Source organism: Sporosarcina sp. QA0331, assembly GCF_055808055.1.
Map to the genome: position 1 here is coordinate 2,198,013 of NZ_CM147850.1, position 11,954 is coordinate 2,209,966.

At 43.1% G+C, this 11,954-nt stretch carries 14 protein-coding genes; all 14 read right to left on the reverse strand.

Annotated elements, in window-relative coordinates; all coding sequences use genetic code 11:
* Positions 1 to 13: 13 nt before the first annotated feature.
* Entirely contained in the window at positions 14 to 808 is a 795-nt protein-coding gene (locus AC0L13_RS11000; RefSeq protein WP_473639524.1) for a phosphatidate cytidylyltransferase, read from the reverse strand.
* On the reverse strand, positions 805 to 1,599 hold the full coding sequence (locus tag AC0L13_RS11005; protein ID WP_473639526.1) for an isoprenyl transferase: 795 nt from the start codon (positions 1,597 to 1,599) through the stop codon (positions 805 to 807). The genes AC0L13_RS11000 and AC0L13_RS11005 overlap by 4 nt, the downstream gene beginning before the upstream one ends.
* A gap of 496 nt (positions 1,600 to 2,095) precedes the next feature.
* Complete coding sequence (gene frr, locus AC0L13_RS11010) at positions 2,096 to 2,653, reverse strand: ribosome recycling factor (protein WP_473639528.1); 558 nt, start codon at positions 2,651 to 2,653, stop codon at positions 2,096 to 2,098.
* Positions 2,654 to 3,379: a UMP kinase gene (pyrH, locus tag AC0L13_RS11015; protein ID WP_440499497.1), complete on the reverse strand. Its 726-nt coding sequence runs from the start codon at positions 3,377 to 3,379 to the stop codon at positions 2,654 to 2,656. It lies immediately after the preceding gene.
* Positions 3,380 to 3,457: 78 nt separating this feature from the next.
* Positions 3,458 to 4,342, reverse strand: a complete 885-nt coding sequence (gene tsf / locus AC0L13_RS11020) for a translation elongation factor Ts (protein WP_473639530.1) — start codon at positions 4,340 to 4,342, stop codon at positions 3,458 to 3,460.
* Between the two features lie 235 nt (positions 4,343 to 4,577).
* Entirely contained in the window at positions 4,578 to 5,309 is a 732-nt protein-coding gene (gene rpsB, locus AC0L13_RS11025) for a 30S ribosomal protein S2 (RefSeq protein WP_440499499.1), read from the reverse strand.
* Positions 5,310 to 5,453: 144 nt separating this feature from the next.
* Positions 5,454 to 5,966, reverse strand: coding sequence for a hypothetical protein (locus AC0L13_RS11030; RefSeq protein WP_473639532.1), 513 nt, complete (start codon positions 5,964 to 5,966; stop codon positions 5,454 to 5,456).
* A gap of 5 nt (positions 5,967 to 5,971) precedes the next feature.
* Positions 5,972 to 6,274: an RNA polymerase subunit sigma gene (locus AC0L13_RS11035; protein ID WP_473639534.1), complete on the reverse strand. Its 303-nt coding sequence runs from the start codon at positions 6,272 to 6,274 to the stop codon at positions 5,972 to 5,974.
* Positions 6,271 to 7,053 carry a FliA/WhiG family RNA polymerase sigma factor gene (locus AC0L13_RS11040; protein WP_473639536.1) on the reverse strand — a complete coding sequence of 261 codons (783 nt, stop codon included), beginning with the start codon at positions 7,051 to 7,053 and terminating at the stop codon, positions 6,271 to 6,273. Before AC0L13_RS11040 ends, AC0L13_RS11035 begins: the two co-directional genes overlap by 4 nt.
* A 132-nt stretch (positions 7,054 to 7,185) precedes the next feature.
* Complete coding sequence (locus AC0L13_RS11045; protein ID WP_473639538.1) at positions 7,186 to 7,674, reverse strand: chemotaxis protein CheD; 489 nt, start codon at positions 7,672 to 7,674, stop codon at positions 7,186 to 7,188.
* Between the two features lie 2 nt (positions 7,675 to 7,676).
* Entirely contained in the window at positions 7,677 to 8,309 is a 633-nt protein-coding gene (locus tag AC0L13_RS11050) for a chemotaxis protein CheC (protein WP_473639540.1), read from the reverse strand.
* Entirely contained in the window at positions 8,299 to 8,769 is a 471-nt protein-coding gene (locus AC0L13_RS11055) for a chemotaxis protein CheW (protein WP_473639542.1), read from the reverse strand. The genes AC0L13_RS11050 and AC0L13_RS11055 overlap by 11 nt, the downstream gene beginning before the upstream one ends.
* 16 nt (positions 8,770 to 8,785) lie before the next feature.
* Positions 8,786 to 10,834, reverse strand: a complete 2,049-nt coding sequence (locus tag AC0L13_RS11060) for a chemotaxis protein CheW (protein WP_473639544.1) — start codon at positions 10,832 to 10,834, stop codon at positions 8,786 to 8,788.
* Positions 10,835 to 10,846: 12 nt separating this feature from the next.
* A complete protein-coding gene (locus AC0L13_RS11065) occupies positions 10,847 to 11,926 on the reverse strand; it encodes a protein-glutamate methylesterase/protein-glutamine glutaminase (protein WP_473646954.1) in 1,080 nt (359 codons plus the stop codon).
* Positions 11,927 to 11,954 lie beyond the last annotated feature (28 nt).

Below are 11,954 nucleotides of genomic sequence, written 5' to 3' on the forward strand. Positions count from 1 at the left end.
AACTTCCTTTCCATTAACCGACTAGGTGTAAAAAATGAATGAGCGGCAACACGAAAAGGAGACTATCGAAACGATCTAGAATTCCTCCATGTCCCGGCATAATATTCCCGGAATCCTTCACTCCAAAATGCCTCTTTAATGCTGACTCGACTAAATCCCCCAACTGTCCGACAACCGAGGCGATAATTGTTATAATAATCAGCGTCAAATAGGTGTTTGCGATTGGATAAAAGATTTGGAACACACATGCAAACAAGACGGCACATACGATTCCGCCGACAAATCCTTCTACTGTCTTATTCGGGGAAATTTCCGGCCATAACTTCCGTTTGCCAATCTTTCTCCCAACAAAGTATGCACCTGAATCTGTTGTCCAAATGACTAAAAGTGCATAGAATACGTACTCGAATCCATAAAAACGAGTCTCTATTAAATAGAAAAATCCGATGCCGACGTATAATGCACTGAATGCCGTGAAAGCCGCATGGTCAAAAGTGAACTTGTTTTTTGAAATGACAGTATAGATCAATAAAATAAGAATAAGTGCAAACATTATTTCGATTTTCGTATAGCCAATCCACTGTTGAAATTCCACAGTCCACTTTGAAGGTATTAATAAAATCGCAAGTGCAATCCAGACGAGAATGCCCTCGAAAGAAAAAATACGTATATCCTTCATGCGCAGCAATTCATATAAGCCGACTGAAGCGATAATATAAATCGCGATTGTAAATGGAAGTCCGCCAATAATCACAAGTGGAAAAAAAATGGCCAATGCGACGAGCGCTGTTATAATTCTCTGTTTCAATTTCCTTTATCCCCTTCCACACTTCCAAATCTTCGGTTGCGCATTTGGAATTCTTCGATTGCACTTAACATGCATGATTCATCGAAGTCCGGCCAGAGAACCTCTGTAAAGGAAAATTCCGAATAAGCTAGCTGCCAAAGCATGAAATTCGACAATCGCACTTCGCCGCTCGTACGGATGAGTAAATCCGGTTCGGGCAAGTGAGATGTCATAAGGTGTGACTCGATTAATGATTCGTCAATCTCTTCAATTGCTATTTCGTTGTCGACGGCTAATTGTGCAATTTCTTTTACTGCTTTCGCCATTTCGAGGCGACTGCCATAGTTCATCGCGAAATTTAGAATGAGTCCATCATTATTTGAAGTGGCCTCTATCGCTTTAACTATTGCTTCTTTCGTATGTGGCGGCAGTGCATCGAAGTTGCCGATCATTTCTACCCTGACGTTTTGCTCGATCAATTCGGGTAAGTATGTTGTCAGGAACTCTCCCGGCAGTTTCATGAGAAAGTCAATTTCCATTTTGGGCCGTTTCCAGTTTTCTGTTGAAAAAGCGTACAATGTCAAGACTTTGATGCCTATGTCATTTGCAATCCTGGTGATTTTCCGAACAGTTTTCATTCCTTCATGATGTCCGGCAATCCGAGGTAAACTGCGTCGTCTTGCCCATCTGCCGTTCCCATCCATGATGATGGCGACGTGTGAAGGGATTGTTCTACTTTTGACTTTCATTAGCCTGTCGGAAATTGACGGTCCATTCTCTACAGTTTTTTTCCGTAACAGTTTATCTAGCATTCCGTTTCCTCCACTCGCCTGCTTTTTGAGCAAGTACCTAGTCTATCGTATCAAATCAGCCGATAAATTTCATTTAATACAGCTAAATATAGGTTAATTAACCTTTGAACCTGATTGCTGTATTTCCGTCAGGGACCGGTGCTCCTAACGCTATCGCTTTTGGTCGCAAAAAACCGTTCTTCGTCACGGCTTTCGCTACAGGCGGACGCTTTCCGCGGACGGTCCGTGAGCCAATCAACAACGAAGGGTTCGATTTGCCGTATTCCTGCATCCTTTGCAGAAATTAAGGCATCCTATCCTGTGCTCGTAACGCTACGCTTTTGCTCCAATCCTCACTAAACATTTCTTTCATCTATTAATAGAAAACAAATACTGTCCTTTTAGATTATGCTTGCCGTATGGTGAAATATTTATCATTCGGTAAAACGGATGATATACGGTCAGAAAAAAAGACGTCCTGAAAGTAGGACGCCCCAATGTATAGAAAGTTCTTTGATCAGATCTCCAAAATTTCGTTTTCTTTGTCTTTGGCAATCTCATCAATTTTAACGATATAGGAATCAGTCAATTTTTGGATGTCATCACCTTCACGGCGTAATTCATCCTCAGTGATGTCCCCATTCTTTTCAAGCTTTTTCAACTCGTCATTTGCATCCCGACGAATGTTGCGAATTGCCACTTTGGAGTCTTCCGCTTCTTTTTTGACTTCTTTCACCAATTCCTTACGGCGTTCTTCCGTTAATGCGGGGACTGCCAAACGGATGACCGATCCATCATTGGAAGGAGTGATACCGATATCCGATTTCAATATCGTTTTTTCAATATCACCTAAAGTCGTTTTATCATATGGTTGGATGACCATCAGTCTCGCTTCTGGCACAGAAATACCTGCCATTTGGTTGAGCGGCGTCGGAGCTCCGTAATAAAGTACTGTAATCCGATCAAGCAATGAAGCGTTCGCTCGTCCTGCACGAATGGACGCGAGTTGTCTTGTGAAAGACCCGATCGCTTTATCCATTCTATCTTTCGTTTGGTCCATTATCGCTTTCGGCATTTACCCATTCCTCCTCACAACCGTACCGATTGGTTCACCGAGCACGGCCTTTTTAATATTTCCATTATCCATAATTGAGAATACTACGAGAGGGATATCATTGTCCATACATAGGGTTGAAGCAGTGGAATCCATGACTTCAAGTCCTTGGCTGATCACTTCCAAGTAAGTCAATTCCGTATATTTCACTGCATTCTCATCTTTTAACGGATCTGCTGAATAGACTCCGTCCACATTATTTTTCGCCATTAAAATGACGTCTGCTTCGATTTCTGCAGCTCTAAGCGCAGCAGTCGTATCAGTTGAGAAATAAGGATTTCCTGTTCCAGCAGCAAAGATGACGACTCGCTTTTTCTCCAAATGACGAATCGCTTTTCTGCGAATATACGGCTCCGCTACTTGCCGCATATCGATCGATGACGATACACGTGTTTCAACGTCTAATTTTTCAAGAGCGTCCTGAAGAGCTAATGAATTCATGACTGTGGCGAGCATACCCATATAATCGGCAGTTGTTCTGTCCATGCCCATCTCACTTCCGACTTTCCCTCGCCAAATGTTTCCTCCACCAACTACGACCGCAACTTCTACTCCAAGGTCGACAACTTCTTTCACTTGTTCAGCAACAGTTTTAATGATTGCCGGTGAAAGACCGTAGCCTTTATCACCCGCAAGCGCCTCGCCGCTAAGCTTCAAGACAATTCTTTTATATTTTGGGACGCCCATATGTACCCTCCGTCTACTGTGTTTTCTCGAAAAATAGGGAACACAAAGTTGTGTCCCCTAATTGATCTTTATATCTAATCAGTTACCTTTTACTTGGCTCATGACTTCGTCAGCAAAGTTGTCTTCGCGTTTTTCGATTCCTTCGCCTACTGCGAAACGAACGAATTCTTTCAAAGTTCCACCTGTAGATTTAACGAAATCGCGTACTTTTTGATCAGAGTTTTTAACGAATGCTTGGTCAAGTACACAAATATCTTCGAAGTATTTTCCAAGACGGCCTTCAACCATTTTTGCAACGATATTTTCAGGCTTGCCTTCGTTCAACGCTTGCTCAGTAAGAACTTTGCGCTCGCGCTCTACTTCTTCCTCAGACACTTCATCACGAGAAATGTATTGTGGGTTCATAGCTGCGATGTGCATTGCTACATCTTTAGCTGCATCGGAGTCTGTAGAACCTTCTAGGATTGTCAATACCGCAATGCGGCCGCCCATGTGAAGGTAAGGACCGAATGCATCGTTGTCCGTTTTTGTTTTGATTTCAAAGCGGCGAAGAGTGATTTTCTCACCGATTTTAGAAACTGCATTGGAAATGTGGTCAGCGACAGTAAGGCCGTTTTCCATTTTCGATTCAGTTGCTTCTTCGATTGTTGCTGGTTTAGTTGCAAGAAGGTGTTCACCAAGTTCTTTTACAAGAGCTTGGAACGCTTCGTTTTTCGCAACGAAGTCTGTTTCAGCGTTTACTTCGAAGATGACAGCGTCGTTACCGTTGACGATGATGTCAGTTGTACCTTCTGCAGCGATGCGGTCAGCTTTTTTAGCTGCGCTTGATAGACCTTTTTCACGAAGGAAGTCTACTGCTGCATCCATGTCACCATTTACTTCAGTAAGTGCTTTTTTGCAGTCCATCATACCTGCGCCAGTTTTTTCACGCAGTTCTTTTACCATTTGTGCTGTAATTGCCATTGTTAGTTCCTCCTGTATGAGTGATTTGAGACGACAATGTTGGAGTTGTTCATCAATATTGTTGATTTGATTCTGCTCGTAACGCTTTGCTTTTACTCGCAAAAGCCGTTCTACGTTACGGCTTTCGCTTCAATCAACGAAGCGTGCTAATATCAACATTGAAATCTAACAAAACCTAATCTGTAAAAAAGACGATAAGGGGGTTGGCCGCTTATCGTCTTTTTTATTACTACTATTACTCTGCAGCTGCCGTTTCAGTCGCTTCTTCAGACACTTCTTCATCAGCGCCTTGTCTTGATTCGATCAATGCATCTGCCATTTTGCTAGTAAGTAGACGAACCGCACGGATTGCATCGTCATTCGCAGGAATGACATAGTCGATTTCGTCCGGATCACAGTTCGTGTCAACAATACCGACGAGTGGAATGTTCAATTTGATTGCTTCTGCCACAGCGATGCGCTCTTTACGAGGGTCAACAACGAAGATGACGTCAGGCAATGATTTCATATCACGGATACCGCCAAGGAATTTCACAAGACGTTCGTGCTCTTTTCTAAGTTCAGAAACTTCTTTTTTAGGAAGTACAGCAAATGTACCGTCCTCTTCCATCGTTTCGATCTTTTTCATACGTGCAACACGTTTTTGGATCGTACCGAAGTTTGTAAGTGTACCACCAAGCCAACGTTGGTTGATGTAGTACATTCCTGCACGCTCAGCTTCTTCTTTGATTGCATCTTGTGCTTGCTTCTTAGTACCAACAAATAGTACTTTTCCGCCTTCCGCACCAACTTGACGCATGAAGTCATAAGCTTCTTCTAGTTTTTTCACCGTCTTTTGAAGATCGATGATGTAGATTCCGTTACGTTCAACGAAAATATACTTTTTCATTTTCGGGTTCCAACGACGAGTTTGGTGTCCGAAATGTACACCTGCTTCAAGCAGTTGTTTCATTGAGATTACTGACATTTGTTTTTCCTCCAATTTGGTTATATTCCTCCGTATGTTTCATGCGACGGAATGACCTTTCGGCACCTTTTCCGATCATCCACATACGTGTGTAGTAACACCATTTGATAATATACCATACTGATAATCGGATTGCAACTCACTTCATCTGAATTTCAGCAGCAATTCCACTTCGGTTTTCCCTTTTCCGAGCTTTTTTGCGATTTCTTCGATTGGCTTCCCCTCATCATACATCTGAATGGCGAGCGTTCGACTATCCATTTCTTGCACTTTGGGTGTTTGCTTGGATAATTTGCTATCTTTTACTGTCGGTGACGTCTGGTATGATTTCATCGCCGCTTTCATGGGATAACTTGGCGTGACGACGGTGAATTCCTTTCTTTCCGCTTGCTGTTCAGGCTCTTGTCGACGGCCTTCATGCGCATTTTCATTTCGTTTGTCATTTTCTTGCCGTTTTTCAATGATAGCAATAAGCCGTTCGTTTTCCTCTTTCAATTCAGATAAGTAGGCGCCGATCGCATCATCCATCTCCACCATCAGCTTCTGCTGCTTCTTCTCTAAATTATTGAATTTCGAAACTTTCATGTATAGCAATGCAATGAAATAAAAACCGATCACTTGTAAAATGAATAAAAATAATAAAAATACCGTTTGCATGTCCATCATCCTGTAAAGTCGACAATCGACCCTTTGTAAGGGTGTACTGTCTTCTTTTCCTCTTCCTTATGTTGATGTTCTTTTTCTTTTTGATTTCTGTCTTCGTTTTTGCCTTTTGAATCTTTATCTGTTTTGGCGTATTTCTCGGAGTGCCGGACACTTTCCCGGTTTTTTAATGTCTCTTTTTCGTTTTGGAGCTGTGCCTGATCTTGGTTGAGCTGCGTTTGCTGTTGTTTCTGTTCCTGCATTCTCCCTGCTTCAAACGTTTTAGGGATGGCAATTTGGAGTTCGATTCCTTTCAGGCTCATAAAATCCCTCCATCAACAATTTCCGGCAACAATAATTTTCGCAATTTGAATAGCGCTTTTGAATGGATCTGAGAAATTCTAGAAGTTGATAAATTCAAGATTTCCCCAATCTCAGTCAATGTCATCTCTTCTGTGTAAAACAAATTTATTACCAATTGTTCATTATGATTCAATTCTTTAATTTTCGATGCTAAATCACCGACGAGCTCTCCCATGACGATTTGCTGTTCAGGAGTGCGCTCGTGATCGTCCTTAAGGACAAATGTTTTCTGCCCTTCCTCTTCGTCATCATTCATACGCTCGTCCATAGAAAGTACATTCGAAAAATAGTGTTCATGCACTGTCTGATATACTTCCTCTACGGTAACGCCAAGATGTTCAGCAATCTCTTCGGGAGTTGCATGACGCAGTAATTTCTGCTCCAACTTGCCGATTTCTTCCTCAAGCTTTTTCGACCTTTCTCGGGAGGATCGGGGAAGCCAGTCTTCCTTACGCAAACCATCTATGATTGATCCGCGGATCCTAAAGGAAGCGTACGTGTCAAATTTCAAATCCCTGCCCGGATCGAATTTCGTTAATGCGTCGAATAGACCTTGTAGTCCCAGACTCATAATCTCATCCCTTGATACATTCCGCGGCAAGCCCGAGCTGATTCGTTGCACATGGTAATTGACGAGAGGAGTATACTTCCGGACAAGTCTATCGCCGGCATCGGGATCCCGATCAGTTAACCATAGTTTCCAACATGCATCTTCTCCCGTCAGATCCTCTTTGGACATCGAATCCCTCACCTTCCATGATGTTTCCGTCAAAACGAGAAATTATATAATTTCTATTATAGCAAATTTCGACAAAAAATAGCGACTGAACCGTTCAGTCGCTCTGCTACGTTTATGCCTATTGATACTGCTTCAAATTTCCTTCGTTCCGAAATTGACTGTCCGGATGCTTAATGCGCTCGTCGACGGATCGAATTCGATTGTCCTGCCGCTCGAACCGCCCGTGTCTTCCGCAACTATTGGAATAGACAGTCGGACGAGCTCTTTTTTGACAGCTTCGACATTACGCGGACCGATGCGGATGGAATCGCTGGAGCCAAATTGAAACATTTGGGCGCCTCCAGCAATTTTTGCTTTTAAGGATAAAGGGCGAACCCCTTCCGACTTCAGCATTTCCATTAATGAATAAATACCGGTATCCGCAAATTTAGCTACATTTATACTATGCGATCTTCCAAGACTCGAATCGGGAAGCATAACATGCAGGAGTCCGGCAATCTTCTTTGATTCGTCATAAAGTACAACACCTACGCATGACCCTAAACCGGACGTCCGGATTGTGTCCGGCGCATGAACGATATTCATATCGGCGATTCCGACTCTCACTACTGTTTTCAACATGATTACAGTACACCTAACGATCGGAAAATCGTTATATAAGATTCCGGATCAGGAAGCAAAAAGAAATGCCCGTCCACACTCGAATGTCCGTTATCGCCTTCCTCTTCGATGCGCGTATCGATAACGATGACCTCATCGCTAAAATGCGATACTTCTATAAGTCCAAAACTGACAATGGCCCCGACCATATCAACACTCAATGATGGAACTGTTGGATGGACTTTCAATCCTGTAAAATCCGATAAGGCGGACAAATAGGATCCAGATAAAATATTGCCAAGCTCCTGCATTGCCGAAATGCCCATTTCTGGAATTGGTACTGCATGGAAGTTGAACGTCTCGTCGCCGATTAATCTGCGGATGAACTCGTTCGCAGAATCGATCGGCAAGACAAAGAACATGCTCCCGGATAAGTCTCCTTGGATTCTTAAGTAAATGCCTGCCACAATCCGCTCAGCGCCCCCTGCCAGATCAAACATTTCATCGAAGGAAACGAGTGACACTTTCGGAACGAGCATATCAATTTTCCTACCAAGCAATTGTGATAAGGAAGTTGCGGCATGAGCTGCTCCGATATTTCCAATTTCCTTTAGCACGTCAAGATGCATATCGGTAATCTGGTGATCAGATTTCATCTGTCGTCACCCGTTTCACAGGCTGCAGCACTTTTTCTAAATTCAACATGACTAATAGTCGTTTCTCTACTTTGGCAACTCCCGAAATGAATTCGGATTCGATGGAACCAACGACTTCGGGCTGCGGTTCGATGGAATCAACCGGAATATCAATTACATCATTCGCTGCATCTACGATGAGTCCCACCTCAAACTCCTCCAATGAAACGATGATGATTCTGCTGCTGTCATCTAAAGTTTTCACTTCAATGCCGAAGCGTTCTCGCAAATCGACAATCGGAGTGACAACTCCTCTTAAGTTAATAACGCCCTTTATATATGAAGGTGTTTTCGGAACTCTCGTAATCGAGATGAGTTTTTCAATCGACTCGACAACATCTACACCAACGGCATATTCTTTATCCATTAACTGGAACACGATCACTTTCATTTCTTTACTGCTTTCAATTGTTTCAGCCATGCTTTTCCCCTCCCGCCTATTTGATCAATGCATTGCAATCCACGATAAGCGCAACTTGGCCGTTCCCTAAAATTGTAGCGCCAGATATGGCAAAGACACTTTGAAGATAATTGCCAAGCGATTTCAATACGATTTCTTGTTGTCCTATGAAGGAATCTACAACGAGACCAGCCATCTTATCGCCTTTACGAACGATGACGACCGATTGGTATTCCTCCATTTCCGACCCGTCTCTCATCTCGAAAATATCTTTCAAATTGACGAGCGGAACGATGCTTCCTCTGAAATCAATCACTTTTTGGTTATGAGCATTCAAAATATCGGAAGTTTGAATGATAGCTGTTTCAATGATCGATGATAGCGGGATTGCATAAATATCTTTATCCAAATTAACGAGCATCACCGAAATAATCGATAACGTCAACGGCAATTGAACTTGGAAAAGGGAGCCTTGCCCTTCCTTAGAATCAATTGTAATATAGCCGCCAAGTGATTCTATAGTGCTTTTCACGACATCCAGACCAACTCCGCGACCGGATACATCCGTGATTTTTTCAGCTGTAGAAAATCCGGATGATAAAATGAGCTCTGAAATCTGTCGATCAGTCAGAGTGGCAGCCGCCTCTTCCGTGACGACGCCTCTTTCAAGCGCCTTCTGCAAGACCCTATCCTTGTTGATGCCTGCACCATCGTCTTCAAGCTCTATAAATACATGATTGCCGGAATGATAAGCTCTTAAAGTGACTGTGCCTTCTTCTGGCTTTCCTTTAGCTAGACGCTCTTCCGGACTCTCGATGCCATGATCCAATGCATTTCTGATCAAATGTACGAGAGGATCTCCTATTTCATCGATTACTGTCCGATCCAACTCAGTTTCCGCACCGATGATTTCAAGGTTTATCTTTTTATTGAGATCACGTGCAAGTTGACGAACCATTTTCGGGAAGCGGTTGAATACTGTTTCTACAGGAATCATACGCATATTCAGGATGATGTTTTGAAGATCACCAGATACGCGAGTCATCCGTTCGACGGTTTCGTTCAAATCGGGATTATGTAATTCACTTGCGATTGATTGCAAGCGTCCCCTATCGATAACCAATTCTTCAAAAAGGTTCATAAGTATGTCCAACCGGTCGATATTGACGCGAATTGTCTTGTTCGCACTATGTGCATTCGTTGCACGGCGACCTTTTTTAGCAGATGCGTCGCTCTTCCCGCTATCTTTCGGGACTACTACTTCAGGTACGACTTCAATCACATCAGGCAAATCGCTCTTTGGATGAGATGTGTCAGTAATAGGACGGATTTCAACATGATCCACTTCAGACACTTTCATCACTTTCGCTTCGAGTGAGCTCGCATCTTCATTTGTAATGAGGACTACTGTAAACGTTTCATCGAAATCCTCGTTTTCCAACTGTTCAACGGAAGGTTTAGTTTTGACGATTTCTCCTGATTTCTCTAGAATCTCGAAAACCATGAAAACTCTCGCAGCTTTAAGCAAGCAATCTTCCCGAAGTGTGACCGATATTTCAAATGCATGGAAGCCTTGTTCTTGTGATTGACCAATTACCGTCAATTCATAATCATCATATTGAAGCTTTGGTGCTTCTTGTGCCTTTTGCGGTTCAACTGCCTCTACAGAAGCAGCTGTCTCCATTTTCGGAGCAGCGATAGGTGGTTGTCCTGCTTCGATGTTATTTAACGCGGAAACGAGCTCCTGTACATCCTTTTTACCGGTCCCGCCAGCTTCAATATCCATCACCATTTCTTCCAAATAATCAACAGCTTGGAAGACGATGTCTAGTATTTCTGTAGTCACACTAATTTTCGAGTTTCGGATAGCGTCTAACACATTTTCCATCTTATGTGTCAAGTCGGCAATATCTTCATAACCCATCGTGGCTGACATCCCTTTTAATGTATGGGCGGATCGGAATACTTCATTGACAATCGCCAAGTCCTCTGGGTTTTTTTCCAATTCTAATAAATGCTCATTGCACGCTTGAAGATGCTCTTTGCTTTCCTCGAGAAACATTTCAAGGTATTGATTCGTATCCATAATGACGCCCCCTCAAGAATGTAAGATTTCCGTAATTGCTTCTGCAATGTATTGTACATCAACGACCTGGTCGGCCAAACCGGCTTCTTTGATCGCTTTAGGCATGCCGTATACAACGGACGTCTTTTCAGATTCCGCTATCGTAATCGTTTTACAAGCGGTTTTTAGTTGTTGCATGCCTTCCCTGCCGTCATGCCCCATTCCCGTCATGATAGCAGTTACATACTGCAATTCTCGGATGGAAGCAGCTGACTCAAGCAGGACGTCGACGGATGGGCGGTGGCCCATTCTCGGCGATTCCATATCATCAAGCCGGACACAATAACCTGTCGGGCATTTTTCGAATTTCAAATGCTTTCCGCCAGGAGCGATATAGGCGACGCCTTTCAAGAGAGGTTCTCCATCCTCGGCTTCCTTCACCCGTATTTCACTTAAGCCATCCAATCTTTGGGCTAATGACTTCGTAAAACCTGGCGGCATATGTTGGACGATCAGAATTGGGGCATTTAGATCAGATGGCAACCGTGTAAGCACTTCTTGCAATGCCCGAGGTCCCCCTGTCGATGTACCTATTATAACAAAAGTCTCTAGCACTTTGGAAATCTTTTTATCTTGCAATGTAGTTAATGACGAGATAGGCCGAATGGTTGTCTCTTTGTTAGGAATATCTCTTTGTACTAATTGTACTCGCTCCACTGCTCGTTCTATCGGTTGTTTTACAAGAGTTGAGATTTTGACTTTCGTTGCAGCTACAACTTTCGTAACGATTTCCTGTTCAACATCATGTAAATTGAGTGAAATGGCTCCTCCTGGTTTAGCTACAAAATCAACTGCTCCATACTCCATTGCATTCATTGTGTTTTCTGCACCAATTTCGGTTGTGCTTGAAAGCATGACGACCGGAGTCGGTTGCCTTTTCATGATTTGTTTCAAAGCTTCAAGCCCATTCATGAGCGGCATCTCGATATCCAGCGTAACGACGTCTGGACGAAGCTCAACAACCTTCTCAACAGCATCTTTCCCATTGCGCGCTATACCAACGACTTCAAGCAGCGGATGTTTCGAAAGCATTTCTGAAATTAGTTTTCGCATAAACGCGGAATCATCAACTACAAGCACT